19 protein-coding genes are annotated in these 15,620 nt (G+C 75.9%); 8 read left to right on the top strand and 11 right to left on the bottom strand.

Annotated features, from left to right (window positions below; genetic code table 11):
- Window positions 1-17: 17 nt before the first annotated feature.
- The 5 genes from AB5970_RS13765 to AB5970_RS13745 form a co-directional block, all read right to left on the bottom strand.
- A complete protein-coding gene (locus AB5970_RS13765; protein WP_370504519.1) occupies window positions 18-1,043 on the bottom strand; it encodes an NAD-dependent epimerase/dehydratase family protein in 1,026 nt (341 codons plus the stop codon).
- 48 nt (window positions 1,044-1,091) lie between these two features.
- Complete coding sequence (locus AB5970_RS13760) at window positions 1,092-1,319, bottom strand: MoaD/ThiS family protein (protein WP_370504518.1); 228 nt, start codon at window positions 1,317-1,319, stop codon at window positions 1,092-1,094.
- A gap of 48 nt (window positions 1,320-1,367) precedes the next feature.
- On the bottom strand, window positions 1,368-1,922 hold the full coding sequence (locus tag AB5970_RS13755; protein ID WP_370504517.1) for a methylated-DNA--[protein]-cysteine S-methyltransferase: 555 nt from the start codon (window positions 1,920-1,922) through the stop codon (window positions 1,368-1,370).
- 91 nt (window positions 1,923-2,013) lie between these two features.
- Entirely contained in the window at window positions 2,014-2,832 is an 819-nt protein-coding gene (locus AB5970_RS13750; RefSeq protein ID WP_370504516.1) for an ABC transporter permease, read from the bottom strand.
- A complete protein-coding gene (locus tag AB5970_RS13745) occupies window positions 2,829-3,809 on the bottom strand; it encodes an ATP-binding cassette domain-containing protein (protein WP_370504515.1) in 981 nt (326 codons plus the stop codon). The genes AB5970_RS13750 and AB5970_RS13745 overlap by 4 nt, the downstream gene beginning before the upstream one ends.
- An 87-nt stretch (window positions 3,810-3,896) precedes the next feature.
- On the opposite strand from AB5970_RS13745, the gene AB5970_RS13740 reads away from it, so the two are divergent.
- Window positions 3,897-4,853 (top strand): helix-turn-helix transcriptional regulator, encoded by a 957-nt coding sequence (locus AB5970_RS13740; RefSeq protein ID WP_370504514.1) that lies wholly within the window; start codon window positions 3,897-3,899, stop codon window positions 4,851-4,853.
- Here the strand turns inward: AB5970_RS13740 and AB5970_RS13735 are convergent.
- Window positions 4,843-5,403 carry a uridine kinase gene (locus AB5970_RS13735; protein ID WP_370504513.1) on the bottom strand — a complete coding sequence of 187 codons (561 nt, stop codon included), beginning with the start codon at window positions 5,401-5,403 and terminating at the stop codon, window positions 4,843-4,845. The genes AB5970_RS13740 and AB5970_RS13735 overlap by 11 nt on opposite strands.
- A gap of 53 nt (window positions 5,404-5,456) precedes the next feature.
- On the bottom strand, window positions 5,457-6,743 hold the full coding sequence (locus AB5970_RS13730; RefSeq protein ID WP_404990723.1) for a mechanosensitive ion channel family protein: 1,287 nt from the start codon (window positions 6,741-6,743) through the stop codon (window positions 5,457-5,459).
- 380 nt (window positions 6,744-7,123) lie between these two features.
- Between AB5970_RS13730 and AB5970_RS13725 the strand changes: the two genes are divergently transcribed.
- Complete coding sequence (locus AB5970_RS13725) at window positions 7,124-7,927, top strand: DNA-3-methyladenine glycosylase family protein (protein WP_370504511.1); 804 nt, start codon at window positions 7,124-7,126, stop codon at window positions 7,925-7,927.
- Window positions 7,928-8,045: 118 nt separating this feature from the next.
- Window positions 8,046-9,074, top strand: a complete 1,029-nt coding sequence (locus AB5970_RS13720; protein WP_370504510.1) for a DUF4349 domain-containing protein — start codon at window positions 8,046-8,048, stop codon at window positions 9,072-9,074.
- 7 nt (window positions 9,075-9,081) lie between these two features.
- Here AB5970_RS13720 and AB5970_RS13715 read toward each other — a convergent pair whose 3' ends face one another.
- Window positions 9,082-10,452: a pyridoxal phosphate-dependent decarboxylase family protein gene (locus tag AB5970_RS13715; RefSeq protein WP_370504509.1), complete on the bottom strand. Its 1,371-nt coding sequence runs from the start codon at window positions 10,450-10,452 to the stop codon at window positions 9,082-9,084.
- A 26-nt stretch (window positions 10,453-10,478) separates the two neighbouring features.
- Here AB5970_RS13715 and AB5970_RS13710 point away from each other — a divergent pair, with 26 nt between their 5' ends.
- Window positions 10,479-10,889 carry a TIGR03668 family PPOX class F420-dependent oxidoreductase gene (locus AB5970_RS13710; protein WP_370504508.1) on the top strand — a complete coding sequence of 137 codons (411 nt, stop codon included), beginning with the start codon at window positions 10,479-10,481 and terminating at the stop codon, window positions 10,887-10,889.
- A 225-nt stretch (window positions 10,890-11,114) separates the two neighbouring features.
- The gene (locus AB5970_RS13705) at window positions 11,115-12,122 is read left to right on the top strand and encodes a hypothetical protein (protein ID WP_370504507.1); all 1,008 of its coding nucleotides are present in this window, start codon (window positions 11,115-11,117) and stop codon (window positions 12,120-12,122) included.
- Here AB5970_RS13705 and AB5970_RS13700 read toward each other — a convergent pair.
- Window positions 12,116-12,370 (bottom strand): PspC domain-containing protein, encoded by a 255-nt coding sequence (locus AB5970_RS13700; protein ID WP_370504506.1) that lies wholly within the window; start codon window positions 12,368-12,370, stop codon window positions 12,116-12,118. The two genes, AB5970_RS13705 and AB5970_RS13700, sit on opposite strands and share 7 nt — an antisense overlap.
- A gap of 216 nt (window positions 12,371-12,586) precedes the next feature.
- Between AB5970_RS13700 and AB5970_RS13695 the strand changes: the two genes are divergently transcribed.
- Genes AB5970_RS13695 through AB5970_RS13685 form a run of 3 tightly spaced genes read left to right on the top strand, consistent with a single transcriptional unit; the run spans window position 12,587 to window position 13,978 of the window.
- Window positions 12,587-12,856 carry a dsRBD fold-containing protein gene (locus AB5970_RS13695; protein ID WP_370504505.1) on the top strand — a complete coding sequence of 90 codons (270 nt, stop codon included), beginning with the start codon at window positions 12,587-12,589 and terminating at the stop codon, window positions 12,854-12,856.
- Window positions 12,853-13,278: a hypothetical protein gene (locus AB5970_RS13690; protein ID WP_370504504.1), complete on the top strand. Its 426-nt coding sequence runs from the start codon at window positions 12,853-12,855 to the stop codon at window positions 13,276-13,278. The genes AB5970_RS13695 and AB5970_RS13690 overlap by 4 nt, the downstream gene beginning before the upstream one ends.
- Window positions 13,271-13,978: a VIT1/CCC1 transporter family protein gene (locus AB5970_RS13685; RefSeq protein WP_370504503.1), complete on the top strand. Its 708-nt coding sequence runs from the start codon at window positions 13,271-13,273 to the stop codon at window positions 13,976-13,978. The genes AB5970_RS13690 and AB5970_RS13685 overlap by 8 nt, the downstream gene beginning before the upstream one ends.
- Here AB5970_RS13685 and AB5970_RS13680 read toward each other — a convergent pair whose 3' ends face one another.
- Window positions 13,979-14,392, bottom strand: coding sequence for a mucin-associated surface protein (locus tag AB5970_RS13680; RefSeq protein ID WP_370504502.1), 414 nt, complete (start codon window positions 14,390-14,392; stop codon window positions 13,979-13,981).
- Window positions 14,389-15,561 carry a serine/threonine-protein kinase gene (locus tag AB5970_RS13675; protein WP_370504501.1) on the bottom strand — a complete coding sequence of 391 codons (1,173 nt, stop codon included), beginning with the start codon at window positions 15,559-15,561 and terminating at the stop codon, window positions 14,389-14,391. The genes AB5970_RS13680 and AB5970_RS13675 overlap by 4 nt, the downstream gene beginning before the upstream one ends.
- Window positions 15,562-15,620: the final 59 nt, after the last annotated feature.

The following is a 15,620-nucleotide window of genomic DNA, read 5'->3' as shown; positions in this document are numbered from 1 at the left end:
CGGTCGAGGATGCCAGGTCAGCGCCTGCGCGGCCGCAGGGGCGGGCTCGCCGTCCCGGCGCCGGCGCCGATCCCGTCCACCAGGTCCCGCAGTGCGTCGACCGCGGAGCGGCGTGGCCGCCAGTCGAGCTCGCGCTCGGCGCGCGACGTGTCGAGCAGCGGCGCCGCGAGCGCCATGTCCAGCCACCCCGGCCCGACGGGCACCGCGCGGGCGTGCCACGCGACCGCGAGCACCGCGCGTGCCTGCGCGACCGTGACCTCGCGCAGCCGGCCCCGCGCGACGACGTCCGCCACCTCCTGACCGCGCAGGACGTCGGGCGCCGCCACGTTGAACGGCCCGCGCACCCGCCGGACGACCGCCTCGCGGAACGCCTCGGCGACGTCGTCGGCGTGCACGGCCTGCAGCCGCATGCCCGCCGGCCACGGAAGCGCCGGCAGGTAGCCGCGGATCGCGCGCTTCGGCGCCCAGGGCCCCAGGAAGTACCGCGAGACCTCCTGCCCGGCGGCGCGCTGGAACACCAGCGACGGACGCAGGCGGGCCAGGGCCAGGTCGGGGTAACGCTCCTCGGCCTCGTCGAGCACCCGCTCGACCGACGCCTTGTCCACGGAGTACGACGAGGACCGCACACCGTCGGTCGGCCAGGCCTCGCCGCGTGGGACGTCGTCGGGAGCGGGCGAGTAGGCGCCGACGCTGGAGGCCACCACGACGTGCGGGACACCTGCTCGACGGGCCGCCTCGACCACGTTCCGGGCGCCGTCGACGTTCACCTGGCGCAGCCGGCGGCGGTCGTGGCTGGGCTGCACGGCCCAGGCGAGGTGCACGACGGCGTCGGCACCGACCAGGGCCGGGACGAGGTCCTCGCCGGCCGTCGGGGACGCGACGTCGCACGCGACCCACGACGCCACGCCGTACGGCTCGGGGGGCGTCGTGCGCGGGATCCGCCGGGCGACGGCGACCACCGAGGTCACCGTGCCGTCGTCCGCGAACCGCCGCAGCAGCGCCGTGCCGAGGTTGCCACTGCCACCGACGACGACGACCCTCATGCGCACACGCTCGCAGGCGTGCCCCCGGGACGCATCCGGGGGGTCCCCTCAGCCGCCGGGGAGGACATCGACGACGTCGCTGGGACCCAGGTGCGTCGCGTCGTCGGACCGGACCCCGTCGACCACGAACGCGCAGCCCGCCATCACCTGCGCGAGCTCGCCGCCGTGCCGGGTGAGCACCTGCGCACGCAGCTCGCCGACCGTCGAGGCGGGGACCTGCTCGGCGGCGGTGCCGGCGGCCTCGGCGGCGGCCGCCACGTACCGGACGAGCGCCATGGGCCCATGGTGCCACCGGAGCCCGGGTCCGGACAGGACGAGAACCCCTCAGAACAGCAGGTGCTCGCGCGGCCGGCCCTTGGCCTCGAGCCCGAGCAGGAACCGCTTGCGGTCCAGCCCCGCGGCGAAGCCCGTGAGGGACCCGTCGGCGCCGATGACCCGGTGGCACGGCACCACGATCGCGATCCGGTTGCGCCCGTTGGCCGCGCCGACCGCGCGCGACGACGTGCGGGGGTCGAGCCCGATCTCGGCGGCCAGGTCGCCGTAGGACCGCGTCTGGCCGTACGGGATGCGCAGCAGCCCCTCCCAGACGCGGCACTGGAACGTGGTGCCGACGAGGTGCAGCGGCAGGTCGAACTCGGTGCGCGTGCCCGCGAAGTACTGGTCGAGCTGCGTGCGCACCCGGTCGAACTCGTCGTCCGCGCGCTCCCCGAACGGGCCCTGCACCGCCTCGTACTTGGAGTCCGGCAGCAGGAGCGCGCTGAGCGCCCCGTCGTGGGCGACCAGCGTGATGGGCCCGAGCGGCGAGGGCACCACCGTGTGCACCACGCGCACCTCGTCCAGGTACTCCAGGTCCGCCGCGAGCTCCCCCTGAACCGTCATGGTCGTCATCATTCCCCCACCCACTGACATCGCCCGCCCGCCGGGCGCCTCCGGAAGAAGACGCGCGGCGGGCGGGCGGTGTGAGGTGCGGTCAGTCGGTGCTGCGCAGCAGGGTCCGCACCCCGACCACCAGCCCGACCGCCGCCGTGAGCACCGCCGCCAGCCAGCCCGCCGCGACGGCGCCGCTGGTCAGGTCGCCCGCGAACAGGGCGCGCTCGGCCTCGACCACCCACCGCAGGGGGTCGAACGCGGAGGCCACCTTCATCCACTGCGGCCCGGACGCCAGGGGCAGGAGCATGCCCGACAGGATCAGCAGCGGGAACAGCACGGTCTGCTGCACGGCCCAGAACATCCACTCCTGCTTGCGCACGGCGATGGCCAGCGCGTAGCTGAGCGAGCCGAGCCCGACGCCGAGCACGGCCAGCATCGCCAGGCCGAGCACGGACCCGAGGGGATCGGCGCGGAAGCCGAACGGCAGCATGACCACGATGACGATCAGGGCCTGGGCCGCCAGCGGGACCATCTCCTTGAGCGAGCGGCCGACCAGCTGCGCCGACCGCGACAACGGCGTCACCAGCAGGCGCTCGTGCGCCCCGGTCTGCATCTCGAACTGCAGGTTGGCGCCCGTGGTCGACGTGCCGAACAGCGTGGTCATCACCAGCACCGACGGCACGAACCACTGCCACACCTCGGCGGAGCTCAGCCCGTCGGAGGTCCCCACCAGCAGCGGGCCGAACAGCCCCAGGAACACCAGCGGCTGGACCAGACCGAACACGACCGAGAACGGCTCGCGGACGACGGGGCGCAGCTCGCGGGTCATCACGAGCCGCACGTCGGAGAGCCACGGCCGGCGGACCGGCGTCGCAGCGAGCACGGGGGTCTCGACGGGGGTGGTGGTCGTGGTGGTCATGCTGCTGCCTCCTCGGTGGCGTCGGCGGACTCGCGCAGGCTGCGGCCGGTCAGGGCCAGGAACACGTCGTCGAGCGTCGGCCGGACGGCCAGCGCCTCGAGCAGCGGCGCACCGGCGGCCGAGGCCGCGAGCACCAGCTCCGGGACGGCCGCGGCGGCGTCGGCCACCCGCGCCTCGACCCGGGCGCCGTCGACCCGCACGTCGCGGGCCCCGGGCAGCGCCTCGACGATCGACGCCACCCGGGCCGCGGTCCCCGCGACGGCGGCCGTGAGCACCACGCGGTCACCGGCGAGCGTGCGCTTGAGCCCGTCCGCGGTGTCGTCGGCGATGACCTGCCCGTGGTCGACGACGACCACCCGCTCGGCCATGGTGTCGGCCTCGTCGAGGTAGTGGGTGGTGAGCACGATGGTCATGCCGTGCTCGGCGCGCAGCCGCAGGATGTGGTCCCAGAGGTTCGCGCGGTTCTGCGGGTCGAGGCCCGTCGACGGCTCGTCGAGGAACAGCAGACGCGGCGCGTGCACCAGGCCCAGGGCGACGTCGAGCCGGCGGCGCTGGCCGCCCGACAGGTCGGCGACCTTCCGCCTGGCCAGCGCGGTCAGGTCGAGCGCCTCGAGCAGCTCGCCCGTCCGGCGCCGGGCCGCGGCGCGGTCGAGCCCGTACACCTGGCCCTGCATCGTCAGCTCGTCAGCGCCCCGCTGCTGGTGCCCCGCGCCGTTGCCCTGCCCGACGTAGCCGATGTGCCGGCGCACGGTCGCCGGGTCCGCCACGACGTCGACGCCCGCGACGGTCGCCGTGCCCGAGGTCGGGCGCACGAGCGTCGTGAGCATGCGCATCGTGGTCGTCTTGCCCGCGCCGTTCGGCCCGAGCACCGCGACCAGCTCGCCCGGTGCGATGTCGAGGTCGATGCCGCGCACCGCGTGCACGGTCTGCGTGCGGGTCACCTCGAAGTCCTTCGTGAGTCCTCGTGCCTGGATCATGTGCTCTCCCTCGTGAGTGGGTACAGCACCCACCCTGGCGGCAGAAGCGGTCAGGTCCTGTCCGCCATCGGGTGCGATCCTGGGGACATGTCGACGCCGTCCTCCCGCCTCCTCGCGCTGCTCTCGCTGCTGCAGGCGCGCCGCGACTGGCCCGGCGGGGTGCTGGCCGACCGGCTCGGCGTCAGCCCCCGCACCGTGCGCCGGGACGTCGACCGGCTGCGCGAGCTGGGCTATCCCGTGCACGCGTCGAAGGGTCCCGACGGCGGGTACCGGCTCGACGCGGGCACCCACATGCCGCCGCTGCTGCTGGACGACGAGCAGGCCGTCGCGCTCGTCGTCGCCCTGCAGACCGCGTCCACGGGCGTCTCGGGGGTCGACGAGGCCGCGGTGCGGGCGCTCGCGACGCTCCGCCAGGTCATGCCGGCGCGGCTGCGGTCCGCTGCCGACGCCCTGCAGGTCACGGCCGTGACCCGGCGCGGCAACCGCCCCGAGGTCGACCAGCAGGTGCTGCTCGGCGTGGGGTCGGCCGTGCGCGCGCACGAGGTCCTGCGGTTCGACTACGAGGGCGGCAACGGGACCGGCCTCCCGCGCCGGGCCGAGGCCCACCACCTGGTCACGTGGGGTGGCCGCTGGTACCTCGTCGGCTTCGACCTGGACCGCGCCGACTGGCGCACGTACCGGGTCGACCGCATGACGCTGAAGACCGGCTCGGGACCGCGGTTCGCGCCGCGCGCGCTGCCCGCACCCGACGTCGCCGCGTTCGTCGCCGACCGGTTCAGCAGCATCGGCAGCCGCTGGCCCGCGCGCGGGGAGGCCGAGGTGGACCGTCCGGCCGCCGAGATCGCCCGCTGGGCGGGCCGGGACGCGCTGGTCGAGCCGCTCGGCGACGACCGTTGCCGCGTGGTGCTCAGCGCCTGGTCGTGGGACGGCGTCGCGGCCACGTTCGCGATGTTCGGCGCTCCCCTGCGCGCCGTCGGCCCGCCCGAGCTGGTCGACGCCATGCAGCGGCTGGCGGACCGGATGGAGGCGGCCGTCAGGGCATGAGCAGCGCGGGGTGCCGCGGGTCGTCCGCGTGCACGACGACGTCCGCCACCTGCGCGGGCAGCATCTCGGCCTCGTACCGCGCGAACGCCGGCAGCACCCACCGGTCCTCCGCCGGCGTCCGCCGCTCGAGGGTGGCCGGCCGGACCGTCAGGTGCACGGCGAGCTCGTGGTCGAGCCACCGGCCCAGCAGCAGGCTGCCGTCGAGCACCAGGACCGCACCCTCGGGAGCCAGGGCGTACCCCGCGCGGGTGGCCCGGTCGGTGACCGGGTCCCACAGGGTGGGCAGGTACCGGCCGGTGGCGACGAACGGGTCGAGCACCTCGCGGCCGAGCGCACCCAGGTCGAGCCTGTCCTCCAGGTAGGCGTCGGGGTCCTGCCGCCCGTGCTCGAACCGCACGGACGCGGGCCGCAGGAAGTCGTCGGCGCGCACGCGCACGACCGGCCGCCCCGCCGCCCGCAGGGGCTCGACGAGGGCGTCGGCCAGCTCGCCGGGCCGCGTCGCCGGCGCGCCGTCCACGAGCACCCGCACGCGACCGCCGAGCAGGCTCACCCGCCGGACGAGCAGCTCGACGACCGCGGCCGTCGTGGTGGGTCGGATCGGGCTCAGGGCTGGCGACCCTCGCCGTGCTCCTCGGCGGTCTGCTCGCGCTCGTCGATGACGTCCTGGCCCGGCCCCGAGAAGTTCCGGGACCGCTCCAGGGCCTCGATGCTGCCGGTGAACAGCCGGGAGTCCTGCCCACCCGTGCGGATGGTCTGCGTGTCGTCCGCGGACCAGCCCCCGGGGACGGGGAGCGTCGGGGTCGGCGTCGTCTCGGGCCGGGCGCGCCGGCCCGACGCGGCCGGGGGCGTGGCCGCCGGCGCAGGTGCGGGTGCGGCGCCCTCCCAACGGGTCCGGGGCAGGCCCTGCGGCGCCTCCCGCTGCAGCCAGCCCACGAGCCCCTCCCGCACGTAGCACCGGAGGTCGAACAGGGTCGGCGCGTCGACCGCGCTGGCCAGCGCGCGCACCCGCACGAGTCCCCCGACCGCGTCGGTGACCTGCAGGATCCCGACCCGGCGGTCCCACAGGTCGGTGTCCTGCAGCAGGCGCGTCAGCTCGGCGCGCATGGGCTCCACCGGCACCTCCCAGTCCACGTCGAGCTCGACCGTGCCCAACAGGTCGGCCGCGCGGCGGGTCCAGTTCTCGAACGGCGTCGTCGTGAAGTACGTGGACGGCAGGATCAGGCGGCGGTCGTCCCAGACGTGCACGACGACGTAGGTGAGCGTGATCTCCTCGATGCGCCCCCACTGCTCGCTGACGACGACCACGTCGTCCACCCGGATCGCGTCCGTGAACGCCAGCTGCATCCCCGCGAAGACGTTGGCCAGCGAGCTCTGCGCCGCCAGGCCCGCGACGATCGAGATCACGCCCGCCGACGCCAGCAGGCTGGCGCCGAGAGCGCGCGCCGAGGGGAACGTGAGCAGGATGGCGGCGATCGCGCAGACCACCAGGACCGCCACCGTGAGGCGGCGGAGCACCTGTACCTGGGTGCGGACGCGGCGCGCGTGCCGGTTGTCGGCCACGTCGATGCGGTACCGCTGCAGCGCGGCGTCCTCGAGCACGAACGCGAGGCTGCCGACGAGCCACGCCAGCGCGACGATGAACGCGATGAGCAGCACGTGCTCGGCCGTCCGCGTCCAGTCGGACGGGTCCGTGCTCAGGCGGAGCGCGATCCACACCGCGACCACCAGCAGGACCGCCCGCATCGGCGTCCGCGAGCGGCGCGTCAGGTCGGCGGCGACCGCGGACCGGCGCGCGACCCGCCGGACCAGCACGGCGAGGAGGGTGGCCACGAGGTAGGCGACGACGACGGCGCCGAGGATCGAGAGCGTCGGGACGACGAATCCCTGCACCTCGTCGGCCACGGTGGGGTCGGCTGCGGCCCGGATCGGGAGAAGGAGCACGGGGCCAGCGTACGTAGGTGCGCCCCGTCCCCGTTTCTCGGAGACGGGGCGCCACGGAGAGGCGTCTCGCCGGCACGAGGCTTGGCGCACTCCCTGAACCCTCACGGGCGGCCCGGCTCTCGCCGTGACCCTCGGCAACGCGGCCCTACTTGCGACCGGCTGGTCGCTCCGGTCACCCGGCGCGATCAGCTGAGTCAGTTCTAGCACTGTCACGGAAAGACCGCATCCCTTCCATGTGTCCATCTTGTGTTGGTAAAGGGAACCGGTCGGCCCCACCCGGTACGGTCGGATGGATTCGACCGGAGGACACCATCGCCACCACCCTCGTCGTGCGGCGCCCGTTCGACCCCGCGCCCGCGCTCGCGTCCCTCGTCGCCCACGCCGTCCCCGGCGTCGAGGTGGTCGAGGGGAACACGGTCCGACGCGTCGTCGGGCGCGGGGTCGTCGCGGCCACCCTCTCCCCCGACCGCGTCGAGCTCACCGCCTCCGGGGGCGATGACCCGGGTCTCGACGCCCTCGCCGACGCCTGGTTCGGGCTCGCCGACGACCTGGGCGCGGTCCGCGAGGCGTTCGCCGGCGACCCCGTGCTCGGGCCGCTCGTCCGGGCGCGCCCGAGCCTGCGCGTCCTCGGGCACCCCGACGGGTTCGAGGCGGCGGTCACCACCGTGCTCGGCCAGCAGGTGTCGCTCGCGGCCGCCCGGACGTTCGGCGGGCGGCTCGCCGCGGCCTACGGCTCGACGGGGCCGGACGGGCTGACCGTCTACCCGTCCCCGGCCGCGCTCGCGGCGGTCCACCCGGAGGACCTGCAGGCGACCGTGCGGATCACGCACTCCCGAGCCCGGACGCTGCACGCGCTGGCGCAGGCGTGCGCCGACGGCCTGACCCTGACCCCCGGTTCGACGGACGCCCGCGAGCGCCTGCTGGCCCTGCCCGGCATCGGTCCGTGGACGGCCGACTACCTGGCGCTGCGCGTGCTCGGCGACCGGGACGCCCTCCCGGCCGGCGACCTGGTGCTGCGCCGCGCGCTCGGGGTGGGAGCGGCCGGGGAGGTCGCCCGGCTGGCGGAGCCCTGGCGGCCGCTGCGGGCGTTCGCGGCCGTGCACCTGTGGACCGCGACGGCATACACGCTCTGAGCAGGGACGACGCGGAGCGGTGACGGCCGGGTCACGATTCGGCCCCGCGGGTGGTACCCCCGTCACAGTTGAGTCACAGGCGGCCCACCGCGGCGGCGGCGGCCCTACGGTCACGCCCATGAACCCGACGACGAGCCGCCCCACCCCGAAGGTCCGTGCCCGCGCCACCCGCCTGGCGGTGGCGGGCGTCCTCGCACTGAGCGCGGTGCTGACCGCCTGCTCCGGCGGTGGCGCCGACAGCGGGACCAGCAGCGCCGACAACGGGTCCGCGGCGGGGGCCGTCGGCGCCGACCAGGGCGGCGGCACCGCCGACGGTGCGGCCGTCGAGCCCGCGGCGAGCTCGCCCGACGCCGACCGCCAGGTGATCCAGACCGGCGACGTCCGCATGACGGTGAAGGACCCGCGAGCAGCCGCGGACGCGGTCGTCGCGCTCACGGAGGACGCGGGCGGCCGGGTGGACGACCGCTCCGAGCACGCGGCGACCAAGGACGACGTCGGCACCGCCGAGCTGACGCTCCGGCTGCCGGCCGACCAGGTCAGCGCCGCGGTCGACGGGCTGCGCGCGCTGGGCACCATCGACCAGATCGACCTCAAGAGCGAGGACGTCACGGGTGCGGCGCAGGACCTCGACGCGCGCATCCACGCCCTCCAGCTGTCGGTCGCCCGCATGGAGGACCTGCTCTCGCGGGCCACGTCGAACGAGGAGCTCATCGCCGCCGAGAACGCCCTCACGGAGCGCCAGGGCAACCTCGAGCAGCTGCAGTCCGAGCGCGCCCGGCTGGCCGAGAAGGTGGCCCTGTCGACCATCCACGTCGCGCTCTACGGTCCCGACCTGGCGCCCGTGGAGCCCGTCGTCGAGCCCACCGGCCCGCAGTCGTTCCTCGAGGGTCTGGCCACCGGGTGGAACGCGCTCGTCGACCTCGCCGCGGGCCTGGCGATCGTGGTCGGCGTGCTGCTGCCCTGGCTCGCGTTCGGCGGCGCGGTGGCCGCTCTGGTGGTCGCCCTGGTCCGCTGGAACCGGCGTCGCCGCGGCGACCGCGCCGTGCCGGTCGGCCCGCTGGCTCCCGCCGGCGTCGCCCCGAGCGCGTCCGCTCCCCCGGCGGCCCGGCCCGTCGACCCCGACCCCGACCTGCACCAGCCGCGCTGAGCCTGGGTCAGGTCGACGCCGCCCGGCGGACGGCGTCGACCGACCGGGCCACGTCCTCGTCGTCGGTCGACCAGTTGCTGACCGAGACCCGCAGCACGTCGCGGCCCTGCCACCGCGAGCCCGACATCCACGTGACCCCGTCCGCCAGCACGCGCGCCGTGACCTCCCGGGTCCGCTCGTCGCTGCCGAACGCGACGCTGACCTGCGTGAACACGACGTCGTTGAGGATCTCGGCGCCGTCGACCGTCGCGATCCCGTCGGCGATCTGGTGGGCGCGCTCGACCAGGGTGTCCACCAGGTCCGCCACCCCGGACCTCCCGAGCGACCGCAGCACGGCCCACACGGGCACCCCGCGGGCCCGCCGCGAGAGCTCGGGCACCTTCTCCATCGGGTCGCCCGACCCCTGGAAGGTCGCGAAGTAGTCGGCGTGCATGCCGAAGGCCCGCCGCAGCGGCTCGGGGCGCGCGACGATCGCGAGCCCGCAGTCGTACGGCACGTTGAGCGTCTTGTGCGCGTCGGTGCCCCACGAGTCGGCCCGCTCGTAGCCGGCCAGCAGCCCGCGCAGCCGCGGCGAGGCCGCCGCCCAGAGCCCGAACGCCCCGTCGACGTGCACCCAGGCCCCGTGGGCGTGCGCCGCGTCGATGGCGTCCGCCATCGGGTCGGACGCGCCCGAGTGCAGGTTGCCCGCCTGCAGGCACACGATCGTCGGGCCGTCGCCCAGGGCACGCTCCAGGTCGCCGACGACCAGCCGCCCCTGCCGGTCGGCCGGCACCACCGTCGGCGCGCCCAGCCCCAGGTACCGCAGGGCGACGTCGACGGTCTCGTGCCGCTCGGCCCCCACGAGCACGCGGACGCGCGGCGCACCGGCGAGCCCGTCCCGGTCGAGGTCCCAGCCCACGTCCGTGAGCACCTGCTGGCGAGCCGCGGCGAGGCCGGTGAAGTTCGCCATGGTCGCGCTGGTGACGAAGCCGACGTCGGCGCCGGCCGGCAGCCCGAGCAGGTCGAGGGCCCACGCGGCGGCGGCCTCCTCCACGGCCACGGTCCCCGGGGTCGAGACCCGCAGCGCGGTGTTCTGGTCCCACGCGCTGGTGAGCCAGTCCGCGGCGAGCGCCGCCGGGTGCGTGCCGCCGATGACCCACCCGAAGAACCGGCCCGACGGCATCCCCATCAGCCCGGGCTCGATGCCCGCCGCCAGCTCGTCGACGACGACCTCCGGGGCGGTCGGTCCCTCCGGCAGCGGGCCGCCGAGCACCGCGGCGAGCGCGTCGGCGTCGGCGCTCGGGCGCACGGGCCGTTCGGGCAGGGACAGCAACCACTCGCGTGCGTGGTGCACCGCGCGCTCGAGCGCCGGGGCGAAGGCCGGCCACCGTGCCGTCATGCGGTCAGCCTCCCAGACTGGTGCCCGTGAGGGCAGAGGAGTGCAGGCGCCGGTTCGTCGACGCCGAGCGCGCGGTGCTCGCCACCACCGGCGCCGACGGTCGCCCGCACCTGGTGCCGGTGACGTTCGCGGTGCTCGGCGACGTCGTCGTGGTGAGCGTCGACCACAAGCCCAAGCGCTCCACCGACCTGCGCCGCCTGCGCAACATCCGGGAGAACCCGTCGGTCGCGTTCCTCGTCGACCACTGGGCCACGGACTGGTCGCGGCTGTGGTGGGTCCGCGCCGACGCCACGGCCGAGGTGGTCGACGGGCCGCCCTCGGCGGCCGAGCTCGCGGCGCTGCAGGAGCGCTACCCGCCGTACCGGCAGGTGCCGCCCCCGGGGCCGGTCATCCGGGCGCGCGTGGAGCGCTGGACCGGGTGGCGCGCAGACGGGTGAACGGGAGGCGCCGGACAACCGGTCGCGGGGGCCCTGTGCGGCGGATTCACCCGGTCGATTCGTCCGGCGGTGTCGGCTCACGCGTAGATGCGCAGGCCCGGTCACCCAGATGGCCCAGGACGCCCGGTCCGGGCCGTCAATACGGTCAGGATCGGCATCTGACCGCTCTCGTCCCGGTGAGCGCAGATCCGGTCCAGGAACGGCCGGCGGCCCAGGAGGATGGACGTGAGCGCAGCGGGCAAGGACCCGCAGTGGCGGGATGCGGAGCGGTTCGCCGAGAGGCACGCCCGCACCGTCCTCGCGCGCACGGACGTCCGGGTCACGCCGAGCGGCACCGCGACCGAGCTCGACCTGCTGGGCAGCGACTTCGCCGGCCGCGTCGAGCACCGGCGCAGCCCCGTCGAGCGCGACGACCTCGAGGACCTGCGGTCCGCCGCGGGGGCGTCGGTCGCCGTGTTCTACTCCCGCTCCGGGTACACCAAGACCGCGGTGCTGTGGGCGGAGGAGCACCGGATCGCGCTCTTCGGCTACACCGGGACCGGGTACGCCGCCCCCATGAACCAGTGCGCGGTCGAGCTGGTGCGCCGCGGGGAGACCGAGAGCGAGCAGCACGTGCGCGCGGCGACCGAGCTGGTGGCCCGGCGCGCGACCGCGGCGCGGCAGGAGGCCGAGCGGCGTGAGCGCGAGGCGCACGCCCAGGAGCTGCGCGCCGAGAACGAGGCGCGCGAGGTGGCGGAGCGGCGGCGCGTCGAACGGCTGCGCTCCGAGACTCTGCTCGGCCGCACCGTGGTGCTCCTGCTCGCCATCCAGCTGGACCCCGACGCGCTGCGCTCGACCGTCGAGCGGCTGGCCCAGTCGACGCTGGTGCACGCGGTGGCGGACGCCGCCCCCCGCATGCCCATGAACGACCGTCCGCACGCCGTCGCGCTGGTGCGCTCGTTGTTCGACGACGGTGCCGCGGCGCTCGACGTGCTCACGCCGCCCGCGTCGCGGGACGGCACCCCCTACCGCGCGGCCCGGCAGGTGGTCGAGCGCGCCCTCGACGCGCTCGACCAGGCGGGCGGTGCGGGCCGGGTCGGGCACGTGGCGCCCGAGACCGTGGCGGTGCAGCTGCGGCAGGTGGAACGCTGCTGGCGGGCGCTGGTCGACGAGCTCGAGCGGGTCGTCCCCGCCACCCCGAGCTCGCTGGTGCCGTCCCAGCGCCGCCCGCGGCACCTGTCGCCCACCTACTGACCCGCGTCGGAGACCGGCGCCGTGGGCGCCGGGACCCAGCGCTCGCCGGGCATCAGGATCCACAGCACGGGGTAGATGATCAGCTGGCTGCCGGGCAGCACCAGCAGGACCAGCACGAACAGGAGGCGCGCCGGCCACGGGTCGATGCCGAACCGTCGGCCCAGCCCGGCGCAGACGCCGCCCAGCACACGGCCGTCGATCGGCCGGACCAGGCCCTCGCGAGCCATGCTGTCGTGGATGCTGCCCATGGTCGTGCTCCTCTCGCGCCGGCCTCGGTGACCGGGCTCCCCCAGGATGCACCGGGGGCTCGGGCGGGCGCATCGGTGATCGCCCGGAGCCGGCCCCTGATCGCGGGACCTTGTGCCCTGGTGCTCGCTCGGGGTGGGGCGCACGCTCGCAGTAGCTGCCGAGGCGGTCCCGACGGCTCCGCGGGTCGCAGCGACGACGGGCGAAGGAGGCCGGCCGTGACCGAGACCTGGAACGTGGCGATCTACCTCGTCGACTCCCCCGACGACCCGACCACACGCGCGCACGCGGTCCTCACGACGACGACGGGGGCGACCCTCGACGGCTACGGCCGCGCACGCTTCACCGCGTACGACCTCGACGTGCCGGAGGTGGGCACCGAGGTGGCCGCGGCCCGCGCCCTGCGCAACCTCGCGGACCGTCTGCTGCAGGCGTCGTCGGACGACCTCGACGACCTCGAGTCGCACGAGATCCACCTGGTGCGATGAGCCGGGTGCCGGCCCCCGCCGCGGCGCCCGGCGCCGTGCGCGTGGCCCCCGCCGGCCGCCGGTGGGCGCTCGCCCTCGAGGGCGTCACGGTCGTGGGCGCGGTCGCGGGCGTCCAGGGGTTCCTGTCCGGCCAGTTCGGCCCGCTCGTCGACCAGCTGACGTTCGTCGACGGACCGGCGGTCCCGGCGCTGGCCCTGGGAATCTGCGTCGGCCTCCCGCAGGCGACCGCGCTGGTCCTGGGGCTGCGGCGCCACCCGCGCGCCGCGCTCGCGAGCCTCGGCGCCGGCCTGCTGCTGACCGGCTGGGTGCTCGCGCAGCTGCCGCTCATCGGGTGGGGCTCCCCGGTGCAGTGGGCGTTCTTCGCCGTCGGGCTCGGCGAGTCGGCGGCGGCCGCGCGCTGGTGGTCGACGACCCGTGGGTGAGCTGGTGGTCGACGGCGGTCAGGGCCGCGACGCCGCGAGGCTGAACTGGCTGCGCGCGGGCGTGCTGGGCGCCAACGACGGCATCATCTCGACCGCCGGCCTGGTGCTGGGCGTCGCGGGCGCCACCTCGGCGATCGGGCCGATCCTCACGGCCGGCATCGCCGGCCTGGTGGCGGGCGCCGTGTCGATGGCGCTCGGCGAGTACGTCTCGGTGAGCAGCCAGCGCGACGCCGAGCGGGCGCTCATCGCGACCGAGCGCGCCGAGCTGCGCGACGACCCCGAGGGCGAGCTGGCCGAGCTCGCGGCGATCTACGAGGCGAAGGGCATCTCGGCGGACACCGCCCGCACGATCGCGGCCGAGCTCACCGCCCACGACGCCGTGGCTGCGCACCTGGACGCCGAGCTCGGGCTGGACCCGGACGCGCTGACCAACCCGACGCACGCCGCCATCTCGTCGGGCGTCTCGTTCACGGCCGGGGCGGTGCTGCCCGTCCTCGCCGTCGCGCTCGCGCCGGCGGGCGTGCGCGTGCCGGTGACGTTCGTCGCGGTGCTCGTCGCGCTCGTGCTCACCGGACGCATCAGCGCGTGGCTGGGCGGCGCCCCGCCCGGGCGCGCCGTGCTGCGGCTGGTGCTCGGCGGCGCCGCGGCGATGGCGGTGACGTACGCGATCGGGCAGCTGCTCGGTGTCAGCGGCCTGTAGCTACTTGCCGTTCTTGTTCTTGTCCTTGTCCTTGTCCTTGCCCTTCGCCGGAGGCTCGGGCGCGGGCGCCGGCGTCGTCGCGGTCGGCGTGGCGGCCGCCTGCTCCGCGGCCTGGGCGGCGGCGACCCGCTCCTTCTCGGCGGTGATCTCCGCCGTGACGCGGTCGAGCGCGGCGTCGACCTCGCGGTAGCGCGCCGTCGACACCTCGCCGGCGTCGACACCGGCGTCGAGCTCGGTGCGCGCCTCGTCGAGCTGCGCGAGCGCGTCGTCCCAGCGGCTCTCGGCCGCGGCCTGGGTGACCGCGAGCACCGTCTGCTGGAGCGTGTGCGCGCGGTCGGGCGCGAGGTCGGTGCTGCCGCCGCACCCGGCGAGCACCAGCACCGCGGCCAGGGCCAGACCGGCCGCCCGCCTCACGGCTCCACGCTCCCCTGCAGCTCGGTGAGCGACTCCCCGATCGTGCCCGGCACGGCCGGGTAGGACGGCGGGGCCGTCGGGTCGGGGCCGCCCGACGCGAGCTGCCCGACGAGCACGGCGCCGCCCGCCAGCAGCACGACGGCCGCCGCGGCAACGGCCCAGCGCGCGGAGCGGACGCGGGCCCGCCAGCCGGCACGCGCCGCGACCGGCTCGGCCCGCACGGCCGGCGCCACGCGCGTGGGCGGCAGCTCGCCGACGGGCAGGACCAGGGTGGCGTCCGACGGGGTGCCCGCGAGCGCGGACAGACCGGCCGCGACCTCGTCCGCGGTGGGTCGGTCCTCGGGTGCCAGGCGCGTCATCCGCACGAGCATGTCCGACAGCTCCGGTCCCAGCTCGTCGGGTACGTGCGGCGGGGAGGTCAGCCGGGCGGTGGCCACCTCGGCCGCGGTGCCGGTGAAGGCGGGCCTGCCCGTCGCGCACTCCAGCAGGACCAAGCCCAGGGCGTAGACGTCGCTGGCCGGACCGAGCGCGCTGCCGGTCGCCTGCTCCGGGCTCAGGTAGCTCACGGTGCCCAGGGTCATCCCCGTCATCGTCAACCGCGTCGCGCCCGCCAGCCGGGCGATGCCGAAGTCGGCGAGCTTGACCGCCGGGCGGCGGGACCGGGCGTCGTCGTCGAGCGCGTCCGGCGCCGTGAGCAGCACGTTCGCGGGCTTGATGTCGCGGTGCACGATCTCCTGCGCGTGGACCACCGCGAGCGCCTCGGCGACGTCGCGGCCGACCATCGCCGTCTGCTCGGGCCCCAGGGCTCCGCGGCGCAGGCGCTCGGCGAGCGTCGGGCCCGCGACCAGCTCCATGACCAGGTACACCTGGTGGGAGTCGTCCGCGCCGTACACGGTCCCGGCATCGTGCAGCGTGACCAGGCCAGGGTGGCTCAGGGTGGCCAGCACCCGGATCTCGGCGCGGTTGCGCAGCAGGTCGTCGGCGTCCTCGTGCACGGGCGGGAACACCTTGACGGCGACGTCGCGGTCGAGCAGCAGGTCGTGCGCCTGGTGCACGGTCGCCATGCCGCCCCGGCCGAGGACGCGGTCGAGCCGGTACCGGTCGTCGAGCACCGTGGCCGGGCCGCCGTCCGACGGCTCCGGTCGCGACTCCTCGACATGTCCCAGCACGTCGCCCGACGCTAGGCGCTCCCACCGGTCCCCGCACCCCGGGTCCGGGCGAACCTGCA

Origin of the sequence: Cellulomonas sp. ICMP 17802 (assembly GCF_041295535.1) — a bacterium.
Taxonomy (GTDB): Bacteria; Actinomycetota; Actinomycetes; order Actinomycetales; family Cellulomonadaceae; genus Cellulomonas.
The sequence above is the reverse complement of the archived record's forward strand: the minus strand, read 5'-3'. Positions and strand labels throughout refer to the sequence as shown.

Bases quoted from the DNA above. Each gene is read 5' to 3' on its own strand.
- AB5970_RS13750 (WP_370504516.1), bottom strand. From the start codon at position 2,832: ATGACCACCACGACCACCACCCCCGTCGAGACCCCCGTGCTCGCTGCG.
- AB5970_RS13765 (WP_370504519.1), bottom strand. From the start codon at position 1,043: ATGAGGGTCGTCGTCGTCGGTGGCAGTGGCAACCTCGGCACGGCGCTG.
- AB5970_RS13715 (WP_370504509.1), bottom strand. From the start codon at position 10,452: ATGACGGCACGGTGGCCGGCCTTCGCCCCGGCGCTCGAGCGCGCGGTG.
- AB5970_RS13745 (WP_370504515.1), bottom strand. From the start codon at position 3,809: ATGATCCAGGCACGAGGACTCACGAAGGACTTCGAGGTGACCCGCACG.
- AB5970_RS13740 (WP_370504514.1), top strand. From the start codon at position 3,897: ATGTCGACGCCGTCCTCCCGCCTCCTCGCGCTGCTCTCGCTGCTGCAG.
- AB5970_RS13760 (WP_370504518.1), bottom strand. From the start codon at position 1,319: ATGGCGCTCGTCCGGTACGTGGCGGCCGCCGCCGAGGCCGCCGGCACC.
- AB5970_RS13690 (WP_370504504.1), top strand. From the start codon at position 12,853: ATGAGCCGGGTGCCGGCCCCCGCCGCGGCGCCCGGCGCCGTGCGCGTG.
- AB5970_RS13720 (WP_370504510.1), top strand. From the start codon at position 8,046: ATGAACCCGACGACGAGCCGCCCCACCCCGAAGGTCCGTGCCCGCGCC.
- AB5970_RS13700 (WP_370504506.1), bottom strand. From the start codon at position 12,370: ATGGGCAGCATCCACGACAGCATGGCTCGCGAGGGCCTGGTCCGGCCG.
- AB5970_RS13755 (WP_370504517.1), bottom strand. From the start codon at position 1,922: ATGACGGTTCAGGGGGAGCTCGCGGCGGACCTGGAGTACCTGGACGAG.